Below are 23,455 nucleotides of genomic sequence, written 5' to 3'. Positions count from 1 at the left end.
CCCTTACTCCCTCGCTCCCATGAGGAATATACACTATTGCTCCCGCACAGGCATATCGTCATAAGGCATCTCCAGTGTAATTCGTCCCAGCTTACCCGCCCGAAGATCGCGCAGAATAATACCGGACGCTTTCTCCAGATCGACATGACCGCCACTGACGAGACAACCCCGCTTGCGCCCTATCTCTTCCATCACGGATACGATCACTTCATTATTTTCAGGATCGTCAGGTTTATCCATATCCAGGCCGTATCTTTCTTTCAGCACCGCCCAGTAGCGATCCAGCAATTCTCGTATGGTATAGAAGGCAATGTCATCAATATGCAGCACTTGCTCCTTAATGGCTCCGGTCATCGCAAGTCGATATCCGACCTGCTGATCTTCGAATTTCGGCCATAATATGCCCGGCGTATCCAGCAGCTCCATTTCGCTTCCGACTTTAATCCACTGCTGCCCTTTCGTCACACCTGGCTTATCCCCTGTCGCCGCAATATTTCGTCCCGCTAGCCGGTTGATCAGCGTAGATTTTCCGACATTAGGGATGCCGACAATGAGTCCTCTAACCGCCCTGGGATTCATCCCTTTAGCCTGTTGCTTCGCAATCATCACTTGCAGAATTTCTTTGGCTTTTTGCGGAATTTCATCAATATGGCTGCCCGTTGAGGAATCTACCGCCAGACAGACGTGTCCCTCATGCTGAAAGTATGCCTTCCATTGTTCCGTGGCCGAAGCGTCGGCAAGATCACTTTTGTTCAAGACGATAAGTCTTGGCTTTCCTTGAAGCACTTCATCTATCATGGGATTACGGCTGGATAGCGGAACACGAGCGTCAAGCAGCTCGATTACGATATCGATCAGCTTCAACTTGTCTTGTATTTGTCTTCTTGCCCGGGTCATATGCCCAGGGAACCATTGTATCGTCATGACTTGCTTCACCCTAACTAATAGTTATGCTTAATGAATTCCATTTTGCTCAGCGGCCAGAAGATAACGTCGGCGCGACCTACAATTTCATCCTCAGATACGAAGCCGATTGCCCGACTGTCAGTGCTATTGCTACGGTTATCCCCAAGCGCGAATATCATGCCCTCCGGCACAGTTGTTTCCTTCACGGTGTCATTCGGGAAGTTGTAACGACTACCAATTCCGTTATATAGTTCCCCATTCGCCTGGCTTTTTTCAATCGCTTCTTCAATGTATAGTTCTTCAATTCTCTGATCGTTAATGAACAGATCGTCGCCTTCAACACGAATCCGGTCGCCCGGTACGCCAATGACCCGTTTAATGAATTTTCTATTCTGCTCCGGAACGTCGAACACGACGACTTCGCCGAACTTCGGCTCTCTGAATTGGTACAATATTTTATTGACAATCAAGCGCTCGCCCGTTTCGAAATTAGGCTGCATCGATGGTCCATCTACAATAAAAGGAGAGAATAGGAATTGGCGAATGATAAATACCAGTACGACTGCTATGGCCAGCGCTTTAATCCACTCCACAATTTCTTTGGAGGCGGAATTATTTTTGCGCGAATCCTTCGCTACAGGCGATGCGTCTTCAGCATGCTGCTGGTTTAACGGTTCGGTCATAGATTGATCACGTGTCGCTTCCTGTTCATCGTTTCGATGCTGCGAATCCATGTGCATGCCCTCTCTTCTTGTGCATATTTTACATAAAAAACGAAAAGGAGCTTGTCTTTGCAAGCCCCTCTTGACGTTTCATCTTAACGAATCTCTTTAATTCTTGCCGCCTTGCCGCGCAGGCTGCGCAGATAGTACAGCTTAGCACGACGCACTTTACCACGGCGAGCCACTTCGATCTTGTCGATCTTCGGCGAGTGAAGCGGGAATGTTCTCTCCACGCCAACACCGTAAGAAATTTTGCGAACAGTAAAAGTCTCGCTAATACCGCCGCCGCGACGCTTGATTACAACGCCTTCGAACAACTGAATACGCTCACGCGTACCCTCGATAACCTTTACGTGCACTTTCAACGTGTCGCCAGGGCGAAACGCGGGAAGGTCTTGACGAAGCTGTTCTTTCGTAATTTCTTGTACAATGCTCATTCGGGTTCACTCCTTCCACCATAGACGTTCTTATAAGCTCCAGCAATCCTCATCGATTCCATCATCGCTTATAGCGGACCGTCCGACTATACATACAACATTAGAAATTCTACCATAAGTGGATTGTGAAATCAATATCTATTTGTTGTGACACTCTGCTCCGCAAGCCACTTTCGTTCCTTGTCCGTCAGTTCCGCATCCGCCAGCAGGTCAGGACGTCGCGACAGCGTACGCAGTAACGACTGTTCCCGTCTCCACCGCTTTATGTTCTCGTGATGGCCTGACAGCAGTGTCTCCGGTACGCTCCAGCCCCTGAATTCGGGAGGACGCGTATAGTGAGGGTGCTCCAGCAGCCCGGTGCTGTAAGAATCCGTAACTGCCGACGATTCATTCCCCAGCACGCCGGGCAATAAGCGGACAATGCTGTCGATAACCGCCATCGCTGGAATCTCCCCTCCTGTGAGCACGTAATCACCGATGGAGAGTTCATCTGTTACGAGATGTTCTCGAATGCGTTCGTCGTAGCCCTCATAGTGACCGCATATGAGCACCAGATGTTCTTCTTCGGCCAGTTCCTCCGCCTTTCGCTGTGTGAAGGTCTCACCTTGTGGACACATCAACACAACCCTCGGCGTAGTCTTCGACTGTGCATGCAGATCTTCTACCGCAGAGAATACAGGCTCCGGCTTCAGCACCATGCCCCCGCCGCCTCCATAGGGATAATCGTCCACCGTCTTATGCTTGCTCTCGGAGTACTCCCTGAAGTTGATCGCCTCCAGCGTCACAATGCCCTTCTGCCGAGCTTTGCCCAATATGCTGGCGTCGAACACACCTTCGAACATCTCCGGGAACAAAGTGAGAACGTCGATTCTCATATTTTAAATCAGCCCTTCCATTAGGGAAACCGACACAATCTTCCCCTTCACGTCCACAGAGCGAACAACCTGATCAATGACTGGTATCAGTATCGGCTTGCCGGAACCTTTAGGACGCTCCACCACCCACACGTCGTTGGCACCCGGACTCAATATTTCGGATATTGTACCGAGTTCTTCTCCGTCTTCTGTTACGACGCTACAGCCGATAATCTCATGATAGTAGTACTGACCTTCCTCCAGTTCCCCTTGCTGCTCCTCCGACACCTTGAGCGTCCAGCCTTTATATTGCTCGACCTCATTTATACTGTCGAAACCTTTCAACTTAACGATATACATACTCTTCTGGGCGCGAGAAGAAGCGATCGTAACGGGCATGGACTTATTATTGTCTTCCGCTACCATCATAAGCACACTCCCCGGCGCGAATCGCTGCTGGGGGAAATCCGTCTTGGAGACGACCTTCAGTTCGCCTCTAATGCCATGTGTATTGACAATGATACCGACCGTGTACCAGTTTTCGTTCATGCCATTCATCCCTCTAATTATGTAATGTCTCTTCATTATAACATGCAAAAGAGGGCCGGGACATATACATCCCAACCCTCATGGCATATGCGCTTATGAATTAATGTCTACAATTACCCGCTTGCCGGATTTCACTGATGCCGAGGTGACAACAGTGCGCATCGCCTTGGCAATGCGTCCTCCCTTGCCGATAATCTTGCCGACATCGCGAGGGTGAACTGTCAGTTCGTAAACCGTGCTGCGTTCATCGTCCCTAACCTCCACGCACACTTCATCAGGATGATCCACCAAAGCCTTCGCAATGACAAGAATTAATTCTTTCATAACAAAGCCCTCCGCTACTCAACAGTTATTTCTGTTGCTTAAGCTCATGGAACTTCTTCAGAACACCAGCTTTGGAAAGAAGATCGCGAACGGTATCGGAAGCTTGCGCTCCTGTTTGAAGCCACTTCAGAGCCTTCTCTTCGTTAATAGAAACTTGAGCTGGTTGAGCTACAGGGTTATAAGTACCGATCTCTTCAATAAAACGTCCATCGCGCGGGGAACGGGAATCCGATACTACAACGCGGTAGAACGGCGCTTTGTGCGCACCTATACGTTTCAAGCGAATACGTACTGCCATTATCATTCACCTCCTTCAATTAATCGGTTGTTTGGCTACTATTAAAACGGGAATTTCATGTTTTTGCCCATTAGACCTTTCAGTCCTTTGCGGCCGCCCTTCAAGCCCTTCGGCCCTTTCGGTCCCATCATAGAGGAGAACTGCTTCATCATGCGGCGCATATCGTCGAATTGCTTGATCAAGCGATTCACTTCCACGATCGTAGCCCCGCTGCCCGCGGCAACCCGCTTGCGCCTGCTGTGATTAAGAAGCTCGGGTCTGCTCTTCTCTTCCTTCGTCATGGAGCGGACGATCGCTTCCACCCTTCCCAGTTGCTTCTCGTCCACTTTCAAATCCTTCATGCCGCCCTTCATCTTGCCCATACCGGGAAGCATATCCATAATCTGATCCAGCGGACCAAGCTTGCGGACTTGTTCCATCTGATCCAGGAAGTCGTCGAATGTGAATTCCGCCGTGCGCATCTTCCGTTCCATCTCCGCCGCCTTATCGGCATCGATGCCGGCCTGCGCTTTCTCGATCAGGGAGAGCATGTCCCCCATACCGAGTATTCGCGACGCCATCCGCTCTGGATGGAACGGCTCCAGAGAGTCGATCTTCTCGCCCATCGCGGCGAATTTAATGGGGCAGCCCGTAACGGACTTGACGGACAATGCCGCGCCCCCTCTTGTATCACCGTCCAGCTTCGTCAGTACGACGCCGGTCAACTCTAATAATTCGTGGAAGCTCTTGGCTACGTTCACGGCGTCTTGGCCTGTCATCGCATCGACTACCAGCAGCACCTCGTCAGGCTTCACCACAGCATGGATCTGCTTCAGCTCCTCCATAAGCGCTTCATCAATATGAAGACGTCCCGCTGTATCGATGATGACATAGTCGTTGCCGTTCTCCTTGGCATGGCGCAAGCCCTCTTCAGCGATCTGCACCGGAGAGACCTGATCCCCCATGGAGAAGACGGGAGCAGCAATGCTGTCCCCCAGCACCTGCAGCTGCTTGATCGCAGCGGGACGATAGATGTCACATGCGACTAGAAGCGGCTTGTGATTGTCCTTCTGCAGCAGCTTCGCGAGCTTGCCTGTCGTTGTCGTCTTGCCCGCACCTTGCAGGCCCGCCATCATAATGACGGTAGGCGGCTTGTTCGCCTTCGCAAGCTTGGCTTGCGTACCGCCCATCAGCTCCGTCAATTCCTTATTGACGATATCAACGACGACCATGCCGGGAGTGAAGCTCTTCGACACTTCCAATCCAATGGCTTGTTCCTTCACTTTGGTTATGAAGTCCTTCACGACCTTGAAGTTGACGTCCGCTTCAAGAAGTGCCAGACGCACCTCGCGCATTGCATCATTAACATCGCTTTCCGTTACTTTGCCCTTCCCTTTCAGCTTGCTGAATACGCTCTGCAGACGGCTGCTCAAGCTTTCAAATGCTGCCATGATCTGTCGCCACCTCCCATTGCCGATTCCTCATCGTTGCGAAATTGTGCGATAGCTACCTTCAGGGATTGCTTATCCGATTCTTCCATCGCCATCGCATCAAGCCGTTCCTCCAGCCGCTCCGTCAGCCGAAGCAGCCGCTCATGCCTGATCAACAGGCCCAGCTTGCTCTCGTAACCTTCCAGCGCGCCTTGCGCGCGCTTTATATTATCATACACTGCCTGACGGCTAATATCGAATTCCAGCGCAATCTCGCCTAGCGAGAAGTCGTCGCGGTAGTAATAAGTAAGTATTGTACGCTGCTTCTCCGTTAACAAGCCCTCGTAGAAGTCCAGCAGCAAGTTCATTCTTGTCGTCTTCGCCAGGGCATCCGGTTCCTGCATGGCCATCCTTCACTGCCCCCTATTCCATCGCTATAATTAGAGCGTCAAGATCATTCCCTTGACAGTGATGCAACGCTACTTATCATACACGAAGGTTAATACGGCTGTCAAGTATATAACCTTGTCAGACATTACCCCTCTGAATAACCTTCGTTCGTGACGAGGCTAACGGTTCTTGACGCCGCATCCCACCCCACTTGGAAATCAATCGTTCTGGCGATATCTCTCAGCTTATAATAGTTGCTTCCGTCAATGTTGTAAGCAGCCGCCAGCACTTGCACGCCGTCCAGATACAAGGATGCCGAGGTTGGTGTCCCCCTCTTCATATCCTCGCCGACGATTGTCTTCAACTCATTCCCGACAGGATGGTAGGCGACGCCCGGCAGCAGATCGATCGAAGAGGAATCCGCATCCCATGCGACTGCGAACCCCTTGGGGCTCCCGTTCAGGGCCATTGCGACATCGCGCAGCTTGAAGTAATTGTTCCCTCCAATGGAATAGGCTTCGAACATAACTGGCTTGCCGTCAACCAACACTCTGGACGATGCCGGCTTCGCCTTAACCGGCGCTTCTCCGATCGCACCAACGGCGCTGTCGGAGAACCGAAAGTGGATGTCATGAGCTTCGAACATCACTTCCCCCTGCTTGTCTAAAACCGAGAACTTCAAGGTTATCAAGCGGTTTCCAATCATAGCCAGTGTCGCTTTGTCCAGTTTGTAATCCATTACTCCATCATGAAGCACATCTTCGACGAAGTCGATCCTTCCATAGCTGAACATGCTGACATAGAGCTCGACGGCATAGGCTTCCGGGTTCTGCGCTTGCAGCCGGAACAAGACTGACTTGCCTTGTTCGTCCCACTCCGGAGCGCGCAGCTCCACAGCTTCTACCTGAAGGGGCTTGCGATTAGAGGCCTCCGTCACTACAGCAGTTATTCCCGAATATGCGGGAACCGTCAATTGATAGCCTGATTCCGCATGGAGCACGTCGAATACTCCTGCATCCTCCCCCTTCGCCAGCACACCCGGTATAACTGAGCCTACCAGGCACAATACAAGCAATACAGTGGTCATCCATACTGTTGTCCTTGCCTTTTTCCCTATTCGCAACATGATTTCTCTCCGCTCCCTCAACTTTTTATATGTAAATGGACTGCAATATGACGAATGACGCAGAGAACAGTGCACTGGGCACTGCTTCTGCGTCATTATGTCTTTCTTCATACGCTATTCGGTTGTGCGCACAAGCTTAGTCACCCGTATATCGTGAATCTACTCCGCCACATATACATGGCCATTACCGTCGGTGCACTATCTGTGTACCAGTTCTCGGAGACACCATTGAATTCCTGCTTTATTTTCTTTTTTTTCCAAAATAATCGTTCTACTGCTGGAAGATCGCCATCGCTACAAGCGATACATCCGTCCCGTCGACCACGCCGTCACCGTTCAGATCATACATAGCCGGTGCAGCAGGATCGCCGGCGCGTTTGGCAATCGCGACCAAATCCAGAATATTCACCACATCGTCTCCGTTCAGATCCTCCAGCTTTATCAGGATTTGAACGGAAGCCGACTGATCGGCGCTCATGGGATAGATGATGCCGCTCTCAGCCGTATGAAGCGCTCCGACAGTCGATTGCTGCTTCAGAACGATGTCTGCAAGTCCCGACATTTCTCTCGTCTGAAAGGTCAACGTCAGCACTTCGACATTCCCGTTCAGCCCGGTATCCCCCGTCTGTGTGATGACCGCTTCGAACACACCTAGTGAATCGGTATGCTCCAGGAACGCCCCTTCGGAGAAGTCCGCTCCTACAGTTACATCCGCTAACTGCAACTTCTGGTGATCATACTGAAGGCTTATGTTCGCGCCATACAACTGCTCGGCGTTATTCATCTTGACCTTCACACTGAATGTGCCATCCACGGCCAATCTTGCAGGTGCTTCCAAGTGCAGTTCGCCAGGGGAAGGATAGAGTTCATTCTCTACCGACATTCGATACAGCGTACCTGCCTTCCCATAATAAATCGTGTTGTCGCCAACAAGTGTGAATAAGCTGGCGTCTACACCGGAGGGGGTATGTTCCATCGTCTCAGGATCTACTGCGATAATCTTTCCGTACACATCGGTATACAGCATGCCGTCGGCAGCGAATCGGATATGAACGGGTCTCCACATACCATAGTTTTGTGCCCCGGGATAGATCTGCTTGCTTTTTACGACCTCCCTCGTTGCGGGATCGACAGCGAACAACGCGCCGTCGGCCGCAGCCCATAGCAAGCCGTTGCTATCGAATGCAAGCCCGCTGATCATCTTGGGCGCCACTGTCGCTCCCGGTATTTGCGGTTCCCACTCCGCCAGCTTCTGTCCGCTCGCCACATCCCATATGAACATTTTCGCATTAGCCGCCGGAGGATTGCTGTCAAGTCCACCCGCCAAAGACGTGGAACCGTATATTAGCCCATCTCGATATGCCAGACCGACAATACTTTGATCCTGTACGACATGGCGATGGACTTGCTTCGTGCCCGCGGGATCAGATTCGTCGAAGATCGTTAGCGCACCGCCTGTCTTGCCGTAATCCGGTATCGTGCCGAAAAACATCTTGCCGTCTCCACTAGTCTGAACGTACGGCCGATCCTGCTCATGCTCCACCTTGAACAGCAGCTGCGGGTTAACGTCAGGCTCTGCTGGATCGGTCTGAACCGGCTTCGTGGTGTCATAGCGGAATATCTCAGCGCCAGGGTACACACCGAAGTAGACATAATTGCCGCTATGACCGATGCTCTCCGCCTGTCCCATCTGAAAAGTTCTAAGACTGCCGTCGGCATGCGAATATACGGCTGCTTGCGCACCAATATAACCGCTCATGTACAATTCATCATTCGGCCCCTTCTCCAGGGCATGTATGTTAAGCGCTCCTCCTTGCGTGCCGGGATCTCTAACCGTTATCGTACCTGCAGCAACGTCGAAGTAACGAATCGAACCGAAGTAATTCGCCGTCACCAGTACGGTGCCTGTCAGCTCGGGATCGTTGTCCAGCTGCACCCACTCCGAGCCTCTTAGGAAGGAAGGATACTCTATGCCGACGGATTGCGCTTCGAATGTGGTCAGGTCTATGCTAGTCAACATATTGTTCTGAATTATATACACCTTGTTATCCAGCTCCGGAGAAAGCTTGAGTCCTCTCACACCCCAGAACTCATGCTCCAGCCAGATCTCGTTAACGAGATCATAGACGGCGTACAGATTGCCGGCATCACTAGTCATATAAGCGAACAAGTAATCTCCCCGAATATCGATCTCCTGCACGAAAGGAGATACGCTCAAGCCTGTAATCGGCTTGATGGGAATGACCGTCTTCTCCCCCGTCGTCACATTCAGCTTGACGAGATCGCCTATAAGCCCGATGCCTGCATACACATAACCGTCGCGATATGCAATGCCGTGCACGTAATCCCTTCCCGCTATCATGACCCCGTAATCGGTAAAGGCGCCAGATACAGGGTCATATTTGAACACCTTTCCTTTGTCGAAGGTCCCTCCATACACATTGCCTTGCTCATCAGTCGTCAATGACCATACTGATTTCGCGTCGGACGCCACCGCGCCAAGATGCTGGAGCGTATCGCTTCCCGGCGTATACTTCATAAGCCACGCACCACCGCTTGACACCCCGATGTATACGGAGCCGTCTGGAGCGGTCGTATGCGTCCAGGAATTGCCGCCTGCGGGCAACGGCATGGATCGCTCTACCCTGTTCTCGTCCAGATTGATTACATTGAATATTGCAGGATTGCCCGAAGAAGTCGTGTACATCATATCCTGCCCATTCTCCACACCATAGGTGCTGTCGAATAGAGCCACTTGCTGAATGGGATTGCCCAGCGATTCCGGTGTACCGAACGACTTGGAGACGCCGGCATGCGCGAGAGAAGCGGGCAGCATGACGAGCATAGCCAGCAGCATTGCGCCTAACCACTTATCGAGTTGCCGTCTCATTTATTCGCCCTCCCCTTCTAATATTTCTAACGAGATGATGGACAAATCGGCGATATCAATGACGCTGTCGCCATTCACATCGAGTCGTCTGCTCCCGTCGGCGACAGGAGTGCCCACTGCTCTTGCCACCATGATCAAATCCGCCAAATCAACGACGCCGTTGTCGTTAACATCCGACAAGCTGATGTGAATCTGAACAGTATGAATGAAGTCGCTAGGAAATGTTGTAATAACGCCTGTAGCATCGGCATTCTCTTTCGCTACTGATGACTGCTTGTCAACTGTGATCATTGCTTCATCGGCTGTCGCAAGCGCTGTGAAGCGGATATTCGCAATAGCAGTGTCACCGTTGACGGAATGCTCGCCCAGCTGAGTGGCAACAATCCTGAGCTTGCCCGGTTCTGTCGATTGCACGGCGATATACACCTCATTCCCGTTGCGGAATTCATCCGCTGCGTCTGCCGAGGCATATTGGAATTGGGATGGATCATAATGAATGAGCGCATCCACCGCATATAAGGATGAAGCACCGGATGCGGACAATGTTGCTGTGTAAGTACCGTTCACGCTTGTCAGCCCCATCCCGTCGATCGACAAGGATTGCGCCGCAGGAGTAACATCTCCCGGGAAAATGCCTTCAATGGCAATGTCGTCATAATAAGCGCCGTTCGTCTGATAATGATTGGAAATATAAGCGAACAGGCGAGCTGTTACTGCCCCTTCTGGAGCTACTCCATCTCCCGTCGACACGCTCGTCCATTGCGACTGGCCATAATGGGTGATCATGAAGTCATTGCCAACCTTTACCCCCTCATCATCGAAGAATCGCATCATAAAGCTTCCGCGATTGGGAACCGATGTTCCATCCTTGACAAAGCTGTCCCCGTCTATATACATCCAGGCCGATGCGGAATACGTCTCGCCCGGTATAATCGCGATGGGATCTGTCCACAGCGCCACTCCGTGAGCGCTAGTTGTATCCGACAGCTTGAGACTGTTGCTCCCCGTACGCGCCTTCTCAGTCGTTACACTGTAAGACACCGCCGGATCCTGAAGGTTATACATAAGCGACCATCCCGGTACGACTGTCCCTTCTCCGCCTTCCTCGAATCCCCCATTCCGGAGATTATCGTCTGTCATAGATGCGCTCACGGACATTCCGCCTGCCAGTATGCCCACGATTAACGCTATCGCAGCAGCAAGCAATGCCGCTTTGCCCTTTGTCAACTTAATACATACCTTCATGAATCCTTCCTTTTCTCGCTTCATCCTTCCCTACCTCCGTTCAACTTGGTTAACCATTCAGCCGGCTCTCCATATATGGATATCCATATGCGATAGAGCACGACAGCCGCATCCGCCCTGTCTACTTCTTCAAGCGGTTGAAATTGATTCCGATCATCGCCCTTCAACCATTGACCTTCAGTCATTCTCGCAACCGAAGCAAGCGCCCAGTCAGGAATCGCCTCCTGATCCATATAGATCGAGTCGGCATTCGTCCATGCAACGTACTCGTCCTGAAGAATGCGATCTAATAGGACAGCCAACTGGGATCGGCTAACGGGGGCATCAGGATGGAACCTGCCGTCGCCTCGGCCCTGTACCACTCCTTTAGCATGCAATGCTGCAACAGCAGACGCATACCAATCGTCCTCCTTCACATCAGGGAACGGCATCTCTTGCGGGAGCGTGAAGTCCAGCTGTAGCAAGCGCGCAAGCATGACCGCCCACTCCGCCCTTGTGACAGATCGATCAGGCGTGAATGCCGCATTCGCTGTGCCTCTCACAATTCCCATCGCGTTCAAAATATGAATAGCCTCTGCCGCTTCCCGATAAGTGGAGTTTAAATCCATGAATGGGCTGTCATAGCGTACGAGTGCGAACCGACCTGATGAAAGCGGAGCAATGGCTGCAGCTAGTTGTTCTGCATGATGTTCTTGATTAAGAACAGCCATACGCGCTTTCACATGCCCATTTGAGCTCAATATATAACCCGCATCCGCATCAACTCCCCCTCTGTGAAGCCAATGAACCGATGCCGCTTCCTCATGGTAGGAGGGGCTTCTCACCACCATTTCATATGCCGTCAGCGGCGTGACGCCGGCTCCTCCCCAATTCGATTTATGGACAGGCAACTTCTCGATCGTCAATTCCAAATGTTCAACGCTGTCGCGCAGCCCCTCCGCTTCCATCCATACAATTGCGAGCTCACCATGCTCCAAAATCAAGCTTAAGCTACTGTCGCGCAACACGGTTAGCGCTTCCGCAGACAGTAGAATCGTCAAACTCTGAACTGCTGAAGGTAAGGGTATGCGGAACTGATTAACAAGCTCATAACCATCATAACCGGCTTTGACCGCGGCGGATTGAAGGGCGCGCATACGGCTCCAATGCTGCTTGATCGCATCAGCGGAAACTGAAGCCTTCGATCTTCCGTAAGCTTCTTCTTCGATCAATGGATGCATGACGACCAGTTTGTCCGATAAATCCGCAATAAGCTCGCTTGTTTCCTCCTTGAACAATCCAGTTTCGTTTTGTTCCAGCAATGCCGTTAATGAGGCCGCCGCCCCCAGCACATCATCTCCATTACGAATTGCATCCAAGGTTTTTTTCAGGGATGAATATTCGCGTAGGAATGAACCGTTGTCGTGGGTGATTTTCAATACAAGCTGTTCGGCGACTTGAACCGGCTTCTCAACGAGATCGGGATAAACGACGCCTTGCACTTGCCTTGTTGTTCTAATATTGGTTACACCCTTTATGTTATATAGCAGCAATTCAGTTGCGGCAACCGGCGCCATTGCTTGAAATCGAAAGCAAGCTATTGTTCTTGTACTTAACTTACTGCTGTCATCCTTGGCGATAGCGGACAGAACGATCTCGCCTTCAGCCTCGTTTGTGGAATCGCTTTCAAAAATGTTGTAGTCTTGCCCTTCTAACCCGAGCAGTCGCAAATTTTCCGAATCGTAGGCCATTGTTAACTGTAAGCCGTATAATCCTTCTGACAGCTCCGCTTTCACACACACCTGCCCTTCTTCTCCTGGCCTTAGTGTTCTGTCTGTTGCAGTAAGCTCGAGCCTCGTTGTCGGCTGCTCTGCGAACATCGCCTGAACAGGACCGACGCCTGCAATCAGCGAGAGAACTCCAACAGATAATACTGCAAGCAATATAGGCCTTCTTCTCATGTGGTATAAATTCCCTCCTAAACAGGTTGGACTAAACCATAGCTACGTCCGCCAACATTATTCCATTACCATTACTGCGACCGCATCACTCCCTAATTTTGGACAATATCTCCATTGATAATTCCATGCCCATTGTCATTCAATTTGTTCCCATCGTAAATTAATCATTTTCCACAAGCTTGTCTTTTTCCAAATTCAGCAACCCATAATTCGCTCGATAGGCAGACCTCACAGCCTCTTTTCACGTTAGATGAAAATTAACGTAGCGAAAAAGATGATTTTCATCGTCTTACCGCTGTTTAGCAAAATCGTTTTCTTTACCTATTTCATCTGCCCTTCCCAAACAGCATCCAACAAAAAAAACCCTTGCAGGTCGCATACGCCAACCTGCAAGAGGTGTCCACTCCATCACATAGCCGTTCAATCAAGCTTGAGGCTGCTCTTCCTCCTGCTGTTCCGAGCTTTCAATCAAGCCGGCGAACAAAGCGTGCACGAACTGCTCGGAATCGAACTGCTGTAAGTCGCCCATGCCTTCTCCAAGTCCCACAAGTTTCACTGGAAGGTTCAGTTCATTGCGAATGGCAACGACAATGCCACCTTTAGCCGTACCATCCAGCTTCGTCAGCACGAGCCCCGTCACACCACTCTTCTCACCGAATAGCTTAGCCTGACTCAGCGCGTTCTGTCCCGTCGTCGCATCCAGCACGAGCAGTACTTCATGGGGCGCGTTCGGCAGCTCGCGTTGGATAACTCGGAATATCTTGTTCAGCTCTTCCATCAAATTCGTCTTGTTCTGCAGGCGTCCCGCCGTATCGCAGAGCAATACATCTACATTGCGCTGCTTGGCCGCCTGTACCGCATCGTAGATCACCGCTGCGGGATCAGCGCCCGAAGACTGCTTGATGACGTCCACGCCCACGCGCTGACCCCATACCTCAAGCTGCTCAATCGCCCCCGCACGGAATGTATCGCCAGCCGCCATCAACACCGATTTGCCCTCGCTCTTCAGCTTGTGCGCCAGCTTCCCAATCGAAGTCGTCTTGCCCACCCCATTGACGCCTACGAACAAGTACACCGTAATGTCGCCCCGAGGCGCTTCCATCAGCTCCGCATGATCATCGCCTTTCAGAAGGCCGATCAGTTTTTCGGACAGTACCGGTTGAAGGTCAGCAGCATCTTCAATTTTACGTTTCTTCACTTCCACACGTAGCTCATCGATCAGCTCCATGACCGTAGTCACGCCTACGTCGGCACCGATTAATATTTCCTCCAGCTCCTCGTAGAACTCCTCATCGATTTTCTTCCGTCTCGTAATCAGCTCCTCCACTTTCTCGACGAATGCCGTTCTCGTCTTGGACAAGCCTTCCTTGAATACACTCGTTACCGCTTCCGTCTTGGAAGCGATGCTTTCCTTCAGCTTCTTAAAAAAACTCATCGTTGCCAATCCCCCATCCTAACTATACTTCGATACAATCGCTATGCGGATACCGGGTCCTCTTCTTCCAGACGGACAGAAACGAGCTTGGAGACGCCGCCTTCCTCCATCGTCACTCCGTATAGCACATCCGCTTCCTCCATCGTACCCTTGCGGTGCGTAACGACGATAAATTGTGTCAGCTCCGAAAACTCGCGCAAGTATTGAGCAAACCGTGATACGTTCGCTTCATCCAGTGCCGCTTCCACTTCGTCCAGCACGCAGAACGGCACCGGCTTCACTTGAAGAATGGCGAATAGCAGGGCGATAGCCGTCAGAGCCCGTTCTCCCCCTGACAGCAACTGCAGATTCTGTAGCTTCTTGCCCGGCGGCTGAGCGACGATATCGATGCCGGTATCCAATATGCGGTCTGGCTCTACTAACACGAGATCCGCTCGTCCGCCTCCGAACAACTTGCTGAATACAACAACGAAGTGGCCTCGTATCGCCTCGAATGTGGTGCGGAATCGGTGCGACATCTCGTCGTCCATCTCTTTGATAACCTGATACAACGTTGCCTTCGCTTCCATCAGGTCGTCCTTCTGCTCCGACAGGAAGTCGTAGCGTTCCTTCACCCGCTCGTATTCCTCGATTGCGCCCAGGTTCACTTCTCCCAGTGCGGATATTTTGCGCTTCAGCTCCCGCACTTCCGCCCCTGTCGCAGCCGCATCCTCCGGAAGGGGATATTTCTCCTTAGCCAGCTCGTAGCTGAGACTATATTCCTCGCTCAGCTTACGCAACAGATTGTCCAGCTCGACGTCCTGGCGGTTAACCAGAATCTCCGTCTGTCGCAAGGATTCCTCGACTGTACGCAGCTGAGCGCGCTGCTCTTTCGTCTCGCTTTCACCTTGATCCAGCTCCTGAATACGCCTTGCTCGCTCTGCGCGCTTCAAGTCCGTCTCCTCTGCGCAGCGGGCCTTCTTCAGCTTTAAGGCATTGAGCTGCTCCAGCTGGGAGACACTCTCCTCCCCATGCTGGCTCATCTCTTCCTCCTGACTAGCATGAAGCGCGCGCAGACTGGACATCTCGCCCTTCGCCTTGACGATATCGCCTCGGACACGAACAGCTCCATCTTCGAAGCTTAGACGCTCTTGATCCAGCTTCGCTACGGCGATCTTCAAGTCGGTCAGCTGACCTTGCAGCTCCTCCTTCGCCGTCTCGCTGGCTTTCCGTCGCTCCTCTGCAAGCCTAATCTCCTCTTGCAATCTAGCTTCGGCAGCCGTCAGTTCCTCCAGCTTCCGCTCGGAATTAGCGATCGTCTCCGCAGCCTTCTTCTTCTCGGTTTCATGATCCAATCGTTCCATGCCTGAAGTCTCTCTCTGCTCCAGCAGTCGCTTGTCTTCTGCGACCAGCTGTGCAAGCCCATTCCGTAGCTCCTGCTCATGGAATCTGGTCTTCTCCAGCTCGTCCCGCAGCTCTTCAATGTTCGCGGAGCGAATGGAGTACTCCTTTCGCAGGTCACTTAGCTTCGCACGCAGTTGGCCCGCCTTCGCAGTCGCATCGGCGATCTCTTCATCCAGCGCCTCGATCTGGCGCTGTCTGCCGAGCAAGCTTGCCCCCTTCTTCTGCAGGCTTCCGCCCGTCATGGAACCGCCAGCATTAACGACATCGCCTTCCAGCGTGACGACGCGATAGCGGTAATTGCAGCGCGATGCGATCTTGTTGGCCTGCTCCAGCGTCTCGGCCAACAAGACGTTGCCAAGCAGATTGCGCACGATAGCTTCGTAGCGATCGTCGCATTGCACCAGGTCAGCCGCAACCCCGACGAAGCCCTCTACCGCCTCCGCGGATCTTCTCTCCTGATCGGATACGGCGCGGCCTCTTATCACATCCAGCGGCAAGAACGTCGCGCGCCCCAGCTGCCGCTGCTTCAAGTAGCCGATTGCCGCCCGTGCTGTTCGCTCATCTTCCATGACGATATGCTGCAGCGCACCTCCAAGCGCGGTCTCGACCGCCAGCTCGATACGTTGCGGCACACGAATAAGCTCAGCGACTGCGCCGTGCACGCCCACAATGCCTCCCGAGCCTCTTCTCGCAGCTTTGAGCACTTCTTTGACACCGTGCATGAAGCCGTCCAGAGCATCCTGCATCTCCTTCATCGTATCGCGCCGGGAAGTATGGCTGTCGAGCTTCTGCTCACACTTGCGAATCGCTGCCGTTACTTCTTCGGTCAAGCTTGTCACTTCACGAAGCCCGCTCTGCTCTTGCAGCATGCGTTGCTTCAATACTTCCAGATGAGCTTCGGCAGTCTGCAAGGACTGCTCCAGCTCTCCTCTTCGCTTCTCGAGCGCCTTGCTCTGCTCCAGCCACTTCGCTTCGTCGTCGCCGATCCGTTCCATGCGCCGCTGCAGCGCTTCTTGCTGCTGCATGGCGTAGCGGATTTCGTTGCGAAGCTGAGCCATCGCGCTTAACACTTCCAGCATCTCGCCCTTAAGTCCTTCTTCTTCATCTAGGACGGCTTCGCCGGATACACCCAGAAGTCGGGATTCCTCTTCACCCAGCTGGCGCCGAAGTTTCTCCAGCTCGCCTTCCAATGCGGCAGCCTTGCTGCGATAGTCCGCCTCTTCCTTGGTCAATGAGAGTATGCGCGCATCTTGGGCAGCAATGGATTCCTCCAGCTGACGCTTGTTCTGCTCCAGATTACGCTTCCGCTCCTTCAACACTTCACCGTAGCCTTCACACTTCTCCGCATCCTCTGCGATCTGCAACATCGCGTCGTGAAGCTCGTCCAGCTGAATCTCCAGCTCTCTCAGCTTCTGTCTATCCTGCTCCAGATGGGCATCGTGCTTGCTCACGACGGTGGACAACTCCAACTGCTGCTGCTGCAATGCCTTCAGCTTGTCAGTCGCCTCCGACCAGGCACGATGGACATTCTCGATCTGCAGCACATACATCGATATTTCCTTCGTCTTCAGCACTTCCCGCAATTCCTTGAAGTGTATCGCTTTCTCAGACTGCTTGCGGAGAGGCTCCACCTGATCCTCCAGCTCCGACACAAGGTCATGAATACGAAGCATATTCTGCTCCGTATCGTCGAGTTTCTTCACCGCTTCACGCTTGCGGGACTTGTACTTTACAATGCCGGAAGCTTCCTCGAATATGCCTCTGCGGTCTTCCGAACGCGTACTCAATATCTCCTCGATTCGACCTTGGCCGATGATGGAATAAGCTTCCTTGCCGATTCCCGTATCCATGAACAGCTCTGTAATATCCTTCAGTCTGCATGATTGTTTGTTAATTAAGTATTCACTGTCGCCGCTGCGATGTACGCGGCGCGTTACTGTTACTTCATTATATTCAAGCGGCAGGGCGCCGTCGGCATTGTCAAGCGTCAGCGACACTTCACCGTAATTGACCGCCTTGCGCGCATCGCTTCCTGCGAAAATGATGTCTTCCATCTTACCGCCACGCAAGCTCTTCGCACTTTGCTCGCCAAGTACCCAACGGATGCCGTCGGAAATATTGCTCTTGCCGGAGCCGTTCGGTCCTACTACCGCCGTTATACCGTTTACAAATTCCAGCTCCGTCTTATCCGCGAAGGATTTGAATCCCGCGAGTTCAATTCGTTTCAAAAACATAGTATGGCTTTCACCTCCCCAACATTGTACCACAAAACGTAAAATAACCCCACAATGTGGGGCTTTGCTTTAAAGCTAACTAAGTACTTTGCGGGGGCCCCGGAGCTTATAAATGCTATACGCACAAAAATGTCCCGGGCTGGAATATTATCTGGAGAGCTTGCCCCACGCTTCTGCGGCTGCTCTCTGCTCCGCTTCTTTTTTCGTTCTCCCTTTGCCCACTCCGAACCCTTCGTCCCCGATAGATACTTCTACGACGAACTCCCGGTCATGGGCCGGACCGCGCTCCTCCACAATTCGATAGTCGATGGCACCGAGGCCCAGGTGTTGCGAGCGCTCCTGCAGCTTCGACTTCGCATCCTTCATCAACAATCCGAAGTCGTTGGATTCTATGTATGGGAACATGTGCTTCTCTAGAAAGGTTTTGGTCTTCTCAATGCCTGCATCCAGGAACAGGGCGCCAATGAACGACTCGAACAGATCTGCAAGCAGAGCCTGCCGATGCCGTCCTCCAAGCTGCTCCTCTCCCCTGCCCAGCAGCACATACTTGCCAAGCTCAAGTCGTTCCGCGAAGTAAGCCAGCGACGGCTCGCATACGACCGAGGCTCGCATACGCGTCAACTCGCCTTCCGGACGCTTCGGGTATGTCTTGAACAAATAATCCGATACAAGCAGTTGCAACACCGCATCGCCCAGAAACTCCAACCGCTCATTGTCCTGAACCGACCCTCGCTTATGTTCATTCACATAGGACGTATGGGTAAATGCCTGCCGCAGCAGCTTCCCTTGCCTGAAAGCAAGCTGCAGCTTCTGCTGCAGCTCATCAAAGGATTCATGCCTCATATGCTTTCATCACAATCGTGGCGTTATGTCCACCAAAACCGAAGGAGTTGGAAAGAGCTGTCGTTACGTTCGCCTGACGCGGCTTGTTCGGAACATAATCGAGGTCGAGCTCAGGATCTTGATTGTCCAGATTAATCGTAGGGGCAATGACGCCATTGTTCAGCGTCAGCGCCAGAATAACAGCCTCCACTCCGCCTGCCGCACCAAGCAAATGCCCTGTCATCGACTTCGTTGAGCTGACGGCCAAGTGATAAGCGTGATCCCCGAATGTTTTTTTAATCGCGATCGTCTCGGAACGGTCGCCGACTGGAGTAGATGTTCCGTGCGCATTAATGTATTGGATTTCTGTCGGCTCGATTCCCGCATCCTTGATCGCTTTGCTCATACAACGGGCCGCGCCATCGGGATCGGGCTCCGTCATATGGAACGCATCGCCGCTCATGCCGTATCCGATCACTTCGCCGTATATTTTCGCCCCGCGCTTCAATGCGTGCTCCAAAGATTCCAGAACAAGAATGCCGGCTCCTTCGCCCATAACGAAGCCGTCTCGATCGATGTCGAACGGTCGGCTGGCTTTCTCGGGCTCGTCGTTGCGCACCGACATCGCTCGCATGGAGCAAAATCCAGCCATGCCCGTTGGCCGAATCGTCGCCTCGGCTCCCCCCGCGATCATAACGTCGGCATCGCCGCGCTGAATCATCTTGAAGGAATCGCCAATGGAATGCGTCCCTGTCGCACACGCAGTGACCGCTGTGCTGTTGGGACCCTTCGCGCCAGTCAGCATGGATACCTGACCGGAAGCCATATTGGCGATCATCATGGGAATGAAGAACGGGCTGACGCGCTTTGGTCCCTTCTGCAACAAAATGTTATGCTGATCCTCCCAGGTACCCAATCCGCCGATTCCAGATCCTACCATGACACCTACACGTTCCGCATCGCAATTTACGCCGATTTCAAGTCCGGAGTCTTCGACAGCTTTCTTGCTGGCGACGGCCGCGAATTGGACGAATCGGTCCATCCTCCGGGCTTCCTTCTTGTCCAGACCGTAAGCTTCAGGATCGAAGTTTTTAATTTCTGCTGCGATGCGTGTAGGGTACTCCGAGAAGTCATATGCTTCCACAACCGATACGCCAGACTTCCCTTCCATTAGATTGTTCCAGAACGACTCCAGATCAGATCCCAGAGACGTCATTATTCCCATCCCCGTTACGACTACTCTTTGTTTCATTGCAATCACCTCTGCAGACATAGCCTCTTTGGCTACCGTTTTCCATTTATATCAATAGCATGAATGCTCATCGTCAATTTAATAGCAAGTATTAGGCCAGATCGCTTGATATGGAGAGAAGTCCCGTTGCAATAACGGGACTTGTCCAATCTTAGGTATGAGATTGTATGTAATTCACAACTTCTCCCACCGTAGTGATTTTCTCTGCATCTTCATCAGAGATTTCCATATCGAACTCGTCTTCCAGCTCCATGACCAATTCTACGACGTCAAGAGAGTCTGCTCCGAGGTCATCTTTAAAGGAAGCTTCAAGTGTCACTTCTGCTTCGTCTACGCCTAAGCGATCGATGACAATACGTTTTACGCGATCTACTACATCGGACATCCGATTCACCTCCTCCATCGTATTATACGAGAATTATTTATAAAATACCATCGCCTTTTCTTGTGAAAGAGAAGAGGCGATAATCTCGTTACTCTACATGTACATGCCGCCGTCTACATGAATCGTCTGTCCCGTCATATAAGACGCGGCGTCTGAGGCCAGGAATCGTACGGCTGCAGCAATATCTCCGGCTGCGCCAAGTCTGGCAAGCGGAATACGGGCCGACAGCGACTCGCGCATCTCCTGCGGCAGCTTGTCCGTCATGTCCGTCTCAATAAAGCCAGGTGCGACGCAATTGACAGTGATGCCGCGAGAGGCCAGCTCTAGAGCGCTGGACTTCGTCAAGCCGATGACACCCGCCTTGGCGGCAACGTAGTTAGCTTGTCCCGCATTGCCCAACACGCCCACCACGGATGAAATATTAATAATACGGCCCGAGCGCTGCTTCATCATGGGACGCGTGACCGCCTTAATGCCGTTGAATACGCCCTTCAGATTCGTCTCGATGACCTGATCGAATTCCTCTTCCTTCATGCGCATAATAAGGTTGTCGCGGGTAATACCGGCGTTGTTGACCAGAATATCGATAGCCCCGAACTTGCCAAGCACTTCCTTGACCATGGCTTCGCATTCATCTGACTTGCCGACATTCGCCTTCACAAGGATCGCTTGGCGACCCAACGCCTCTACTGCCGCAGCCGTCTCTCCCGCAGCGGCTTCGCTGCCGGAGTAGTTAATAGCGACATCCGCGCCGGCTTCGGCCAGCGCTACAGCAATCGCCCTCCCAATGCCTCGGGACGCGCCTGTCACCAGAGCCTTCTTCCCTTCCAATCCAGCAAACATGATATCCCCTCCGTTCTCCCGTTATTACTTCACTTGCAGCGCATCCAACGCTGCCATGCTATTGATGGACACAACCTTTACGCTTCTGTCCACTTTCTTGATCAGCCCGGCGAGTACAGAGCCAGAGCCGATCTCGATGAACGTATCTACGCCTTCGGCAATCAGATAACGAACGGTATCTTCCCATAGAACCGGGGAATACACCTGCTCTACCAGTAAGCGGCGAATATCTTCGCTGCCGGTAACAGGCAGCGCCGTCACATTAGCTACCACTGGCACGGAAGCGTCTCCTATTGTTATGCCGGACAACGCCTCGGACAACTGCTCAGCTGCAGGCTTCATCAGAGAGGAATGGAACGGGCCGCTTACTTCCAGCGGAATGACGCGCTTCGCACCGGCTTCCTTGCCGCGCTGCACGATCGCCTCTACCCCTTCCGCAGATCCGGATACGACAATTTGTCCCGGACAGTTCACGTTCGCCAGCTCGACGGAAGTGCCTTCACCGCTGATGGAGGCGCACAGTGTAGCCAACGCTTCGCGTTCCGCTCCCAGAACTGCCGCCATCGCGCCTTGACCGTCCGGCACAGCCTCCTCCATATATTGGCCGCGCGCGCGCACGATCTTCACTGCATCCCGGAAGGAGACGACGCTCGCGGCTAGCAGCGCGCTATACTCGCCTAGGCTGTGACCGGCCACGTAGTCCGGCTTCAGGCCACTCTCCTCCAGCAGCGCCAAATAAGCCGCGCTCACCGTCAACAGGGCCGGCTGCGTGTTAACAGTCTGCTTCAGCGCAGCTTCAGGCCCGTCGAAAATAATGGAAGAGAGCTTGAAGCCAAGTGCCTCGTCCGCTTCATGAAAAATTGCCCTTGCTTGCTCAGAGGCGTCGTAGGCATCCTTGCCCATGCCTACGACCTGGGCTCCCTGACCCGGAAATACAAATGCCGTTTTGCTCATTAGGCCTGCTCCTCCTTTAATCTAGTCAAAATATACGCTGTCTAATCCTGATATCCCATAATTATCATTACCAAATGAGTACGGATGAGCCCCATGTCAGACCGCCGCCAAAGCCAACAAATACAAGACAGTCGCCTTCTTTCACGCGATCCTGCTCCACGGCCTCCGCCAGTGCAACCGGTATGGAAGCGGCGGACATGTTGCCGTATTTATCCAGATTGATCATCGCCTTATCCTCCGACAGGTTCAAGCGTTGCATGGCGGACTGGATAATCCGGATGTTGGCCTGATGCGGAACGAGCAGATCTACGTCTTCCTTAGTCATCCCGGCCTTCTTCAGTGCATCTTCCGCCGCGCTACCCATGATACGAACGGCGAATTTGAACACATCGTTACCCGCCATGTGGATATAATGCTTCCTGCCGCCTACAGATTCCTCCGAAGCCGGAATGCGCGAGCCGCCGCCACTTACTTTCAGCAGTTCACCGCCGCTTCCGTCCGCGCCGAGCTCGAAGGAGCGGAAGCCCCTTCCTTGATCAACTTCGCCAAGCACCACTGCACCGGCGCCGTCGCCGAACAGAATGCAGGTATTGCGGTCACTGTAATCCGTAATGCGCGACAACGTCTCCGCACCGACGACCAGAACATGCTTGTACATGCCAGATGCGATCATGCTGGAAGCCGTCGCCAATCCGTATATGAATCCGGAGCACGCTGCCGACAGATCGAACGCGGCGGCCTTCTTCGCCCCCAGCTTATCCTGCAGCAAGCATGCCGTGGACGGGAAGAACATGTCCGGCGTAATCGTGGCAACAATAATCAGATCGATATCCTCCGCCTTCAAGCCGGCAGCTTCAATCGCTTTTTTCGAAGCCTCCAACGCCAGATCGGACGTGGCTTCCGCCTCCGCCGCTATTCGCCGCTCTTTGATTCCGGTACGTGTGACGATCCATTCGTCATTCGTTTCCACCATTTGTTCAAGCTCTTGATTGCCCAGTACGCGCTGCGGCACATATTTGCCTGTGCCGATTATACCGACAGGTCGCAAATCCATTTT

Annotated in this window: 21 protein-coding genes; all 21 read right to left on the bottom strand. The window is 52.6% G+C overall.

Going from position 1 to position 23,455, the window contains the following annotated elements:
* Window positions 1–33: 33 nt before the first annotated feature.
* The 21 genes from ylqF to ACFQ2I_RS08550 all read right to left on the bottom strand — a co-directional run bounded on the left by ylqF (window position 34) and on the right by ACFQ2I_RS08550 (window position 23,452).
* A complete protein-coding gene (gene ylqF, locus ACFQ2I_RS08650) occupies window positions 34–924 on the bottom strand; it encodes a ribosome biogenesis GTPase YlqF (protein WP_377563582.1) in 891 nt (296 codons plus the stop codon).
* 17 nt (window positions 925–941) lie between these two features.
* Window positions 942–1,640 carry a signal peptidase I gene (gene lepB, locus ACFQ2I_RS08645; RefSeq protein WP_377563580.1) on the bottom strand — a complete coding sequence of 233 codons (699 nt, stop codon included), beginning with the start codon at window positions 1,638–1,640 and terminating at the stop codon, window positions 942–944.
* Between the two features lie 83 nt (window positions 1,641–1,723).
* A complete protein-coding gene (gene rplS, locus ACFQ2I_RS08640) occupies window positions 1,724–2,065 on the bottom strand; it encodes a 50S ribosomal protein L19 (RefSeq protein ID WP_377563579.1) in 342 nt (113 codons plus the stop codon).
* Window positions 2,066–2,196: 131 nt separating this feature from the next.
* Complete coding sequence (gene trmD / locus ACFQ2I_RS08635; protein ID WP_377563577.1) at window positions 2,197–2,940, bottom strand: tRNA (guanosine(37)-N1)-methyltransferase TrmD; 744 nt, start codon at window positions 2,938–2,940, stop codon at window positions 2,197–2,199.
* Window positions 2,941–2,943: 3 nt separating this feature from the next.
* Window positions 2,944–3,468 (bottom strand): ribosome maturation factor RimM, encoded by a 525-nt coding sequence (rimM, locus tag ACFQ2I_RS08630; protein WP_377563576.1) that lies wholly within the window; start codon window positions 3,466–3,468, stop codon window positions 2,944–2,946.
* A 93-nt stretch (window positions 3,469–3,561) separates the two neighbouring features.
* Window positions 3,562–3,792 carry a KH domain-containing protein gene (locus tag ACFQ2I_RS08625; protein WP_377563575.1) on the bottom strand — a complete coding sequence of 77 codons (231 nt, stop codon included), beginning with the start codon at window positions 3,790–3,792 and terminating at the stop codon, window positions 3,562–3,564.
* Between the two features lie 25 nt (window positions 3,793–3,817).
* The gene (rpsP, locus tag ACFQ2I_RS08620; RefSeq protein WP_377563574.1) at window positions 3,818–4,090 is read right to left on the bottom strand and encodes a 30S ribosomal protein S16; all 273 of its coding nucleotides are present in this window, start codon (window positions 4,088–4,090) and stop codon (window positions 3,818–3,820) included.
* A 41-nt stretch (window positions 4,091–4,131) separates the two neighbouring features.
* A complete protein-coding gene (gene ffh, locus ACFQ2I_RS08615; protein ID WP_377563573.1) occupies window positions 4,132–5,520 on the bottom strand; it encodes a signal recognition particle protein in 1,389 nt (462 codons plus the stop codon).
* Window positions 5,499–5,903, bottom strand: a complete 405-nt coding sequence (ylxM, locus tag ACFQ2I_RS08610; RefSeq protein ID WP_377563882.1) for a YlxM family DNA-binding protein — start codon at window positions 5,901–5,903, stop codon at window positions 5,499–5,501. Before ylxM ends, ffh begins: the two co-directional genes overlap by 22 nt.
* Window positions 5,904–6,034: 131 nt before the next feature.
* Window positions 6,035–7,015 carry a hypothetical protein gene (locus ACFQ2I_RS08605; protein WP_377563572.1) on the bottom strand — a complete coding sequence of 327 codons (981 nt, stop codon included), beginning with the start codon at window positions 7,013–7,015 and terminating at the stop codon, window positions 6,035–6,037.
* 271 nt (window positions 7,016–7,286) lie between these two features.
* Window positions 7,287–9,905, bottom strand: a complete 2,619-nt coding sequence (locus tag ACFQ2I_RS08600) for a dockerin type I domain-containing protein (RefSeq protein ID WP_377563571.1) — start codon at window positions 9,903–9,905, stop codon at window positions 7,287–7,289.
* Window positions 9,906–11,174 carry a cohesin domain-containing protein gene (locus ACFQ2I_RS08595; RefSeq protein WP_377563570.1) on the bottom strand — a complete coding sequence of 423 codons (1,269 nt, stop codon included), beginning with the start codon at window positions 11,172–11,174 and terminating at the stop codon, window positions 9,906–9,908.
* Window positions 11,171–13,090 carry an S-layer homology domain-containing protein gene (locus ACFQ2I_RS08590; RefSeq protein WP_377563568.1) on the bottom strand — a complete coding sequence of 640 codons (1,920 nt, stop codon included), beginning with the start codon at window positions 13,088–13,090 and terminating at the stop codon, window positions 11,171–11,173. Before ACFQ2I_RS08590 ends, ACFQ2I_RS08595 begins: the two co-directional genes overlap by 4 nt.
* 424 nt (window positions 13,091–13,514) lie before the next feature.
* Window positions 13,515–14,525, bottom strand: coding sequence for a signal recognition particle-docking protein FtsY (gene ftsY / locus ACFQ2I_RS08585; protein WP_377563567.1), 1,011 nt, complete (start codon window positions 14,523–14,525; stop codon window positions 13,515–13,517).
* Window positions 14,526–14,566: 41 nt separating this feature from the next.
* Window positions 14,567–18,142 (bottom strand): chromosome segregation protein SMC, encoded by a 3,576-nt coding sequence (gene smc, locus ACFQ2I_RS08580; RefSeq protein WP_377563566.1) that lies wholly within the window; start codon window positions 18,140–18,142, stop codon window positions 14,567–14,569.
* A gap of 147 nt (window positions 18,143–18,289) precedes the next feature.
* Complete coding sequence (gene rnc / locus ACFQ2I_RS08575) at window positions 18,290–18,985, bottom strand: ribonuclease III (protein WP_377563565.1); 696 nt, start codon at window positions 18,983–18,985, stop codon at window positions 18,290–18,292.
* Entirely contained in the window at window positions 18,975–20,216 is a 1,242-nt protein-coding gene (fabF, locus tag ACFQ2I_RS08570; RefSeq protein WP_377563564.1) for a beta-ketoacyl-ACP synthase II, read from the bottom strand. Before fabF ends, rnc begins: the two co-directional genes overlap by 11 nt.
* A gap of 151 nt (window positions 20,217–20,367) precedes the next feature.
* Complete coding sequence (gene acpP / locus ACFQ2I_RS08565) at window positions 20,368–20,601, bottom strand: acyl carrier protein (RefSeq protein WP_262680214.1); 234 nt, start codon at window positions 20,599–20,601, stop codon at window positions 20,368–20,370.
* A gap of 93 nt (window positions 20,602–20,694) precedes the next feature.
* Window positions 20,695–21,444, bottom strand: coding sequence for a 3-oxoacyl-[acyl-carrier-protein] reductase (fabG, locus tag ACFQ2I_RS08560; RefSeq protein WP_377563563.1), 750 nt, complete (start codon window positions 21,442–21,444; stop codon window positions 20,695–20,697).
* Window positions 21,445–21,468: 24 nt separating this feature from the next.
* The gene (gene fabD / locus ACFQ2I_RS08555) at window positions 21,469–22,398 is read right to left on the bottom strand and encodes an ACP S-malonyltransferase (RefSeq protein WP_377563562.1); all 930 of its coding nucleotides are present in this window, start codon (window positions 22,396–22,398) and stop codon (window positions 21,469–21,471) included.
* A 67-nt stretch (window positions 22,399–22,465) separates the two neighbouring features.
* On the bottom strand, window positions 22,466–23,452 hold the full coding sequence (locus ACFQ2I_RS08550) for a beta-ketoacyl-ACP synthase III (RefSeq protein WP_377563561.1): 987 nt from the start codon (window positions 23,450–23,452) through the stop codon (window positions 22,466–22,468).
* Window positions 23,453–23,455 lie beyond the last annotated feature (3 nt).

It is taken from the genome of Paenibacillus chungangensis (assembly GCF_042675905.1).
Taxonomy (GTDB): domain Bacteria; phylum Bacillota; class Bacilli; order Paenibacillales; family Paenibacillaceae; genus Pristimantibacillus; species Pristimantibacillus chungangensis.
The sequence above is the reverse complement of the archived record's forward strand: the minus strand, read 5'-3'. Positions and strand labels throughout refer to the sequence as shown.

What these genes read in the sequence shown, in the direction of transcription:
- ylqF (WP_377563582.1), bottom strand. Translation starts at nt 924, where the DNA reads ATGACGATACAATGGTTCCCTGGGCATATGACCCGGGCAAGAAGACAA.
- lepB (WP_377563580.1), bottom strand. Translation starts at nt 1,640, where the DNA reads ATGGATTCGCAGCATCGAAACGATGAACAGGAAGCGACACGTGATCAA.
- rplS (WP_377563579.1), bottom strand. Translation starts at nt 2,065, where the DNA reads ATGAGCATTGTACAAGAAATTACGAAAGAACAGCTTCGTCAAGACCTT.
- trmD (WP_377563577.1), bottom strand. Translation starts at nt 2,940, where the DNA reads ATGAGAATCGACGTTCTCACTTTGTTCCCGGAGATGTTCGAAGGTGTG.
- rimM (WP_377563576.1), bottom strand. Translation starts at nt 3,468, where the DNA reads ATGAACGAAAACTGGTACACGGTCGGTATCATTGTCAATACACATGGC.
- ACFQ2I_RS08625 (WP_377563575.1), bottom strand. Translation starts at nt 3,792, where the DNA reads ATGAAAGAATTAATTCTTGTCATTGCGAAGGCTTTGGTGGATCATCCT.
- rpsP (WP_377563574.1), bottom strand. Translation starts at nt 4,090, where the DNA reads ATGGCAGTACGTATTCGCTTGAAACGTATAGGTGCGCACAAAGCGCCG.
- ffh (WP_377563573.1), bottom strand. Translation starts at nt 5,520, where the DNA reads ATGGCAGCATTTGAAAGCTTGAGCAGCCGTCTGCAGAGCGTATTCAGC.
- ylxM (WP_377563882.1), bottom strand. Translation starts at nt 5,903, where the DNA reads ATGCAGGAACCGGATGCCCTGGCGAAGACGACAAGAATGAACTTGCTG.
- ACFQ2I_RS08605 (WP_377563572.1), bottom strand. Translation starts at nt 7,015, where the DNA reads ATGTTGCGAATAGGGAAAAAGGCAAGGACAACAGTATGGATGACCACT.
- ACFQ2I_RS08600 (WP_377563571.1), bottom strand. Translation starts at nt 9,905, where the DNA reads ATGAGACGGCAACTCGATAAGTGGTTAGGCGCAATGCTGCTGGCTATG.
- ACFQ2I_RS08595 (WP_377563570.1), bottom strand. Translation starts at nt 11,174, where the DNA reads ATGAAGCGAGAAAAGGAAGGATTCATGAAGGTATGTATTAAGTTGACA.
- ACFQ2I_RS08590 (WP_377563568.1), bottom strand. Translation starts at nt 13,090, where the DNA reads ATGAGAAGAAGGCCTATATTGCTTGCAGTATTATCTGTTGGAGTTCTC.
- ftsY (WP_377563567.1), bottom strand. Translation starts at nt 14,525, where the DNA reads ATGAGTTTTTTTAAGAAGCTGAAGGAAAGCATCGCTTCCAAGACGGAA.
- smc (WP_377563566.1), bottom strand. Translation starts at nt 18,142, where the DNA reads ATGTTTTTGAAACGAATTGAACTCGCGGGATTCAAATCCTTCGCGGAT.
- rnc (WP_377563565.1), bottom strand. Translation starts at nt 18,985, where the DNA reads ATGAGGCATGAATCCTTTGATGAGCTGCAGCAGAAGCTGCAGCTTGCT.
- fabF (WP_377563564.1), bottom strand. Translation starts at nt 20,216, where the DNA reads ATGAAACAAAGAGTAGTCGTAACGGGGATGGGAATAATGACGTCTCTG.
- acpP (WP_262680214.1), bottom strand. Translation starts at nt 20,601, where the DNA reads ATGTCCGATGTAGTAGATCGCGTAAAACGTATTGTCATCGATCGCTTA.
- fabG (WP_377563563.1), bottom strand. Translation starts at nt 21,444, where the DNA reads ATGTTTGCTGGATTGGAAGGGAAGAAGGCTCTGGTGACAGGCGCGTCC.
- fabD (WP_377563562.1), bottom strand. Translation starts at nt 22,398, where the DNA reads ATGAGCAAAACGGCATTTGTATTTCCGGGTCAGGGAGCCCAGGTCGTA.
- ACFQ2I_RS08550 (WP_377563561.1), bottom strand. Translation starts at nt 23,452, where the DNA reads ATGGATTTGCGACCTGTCGGTATAATCGGCACAGGCAAATATGTGCCG.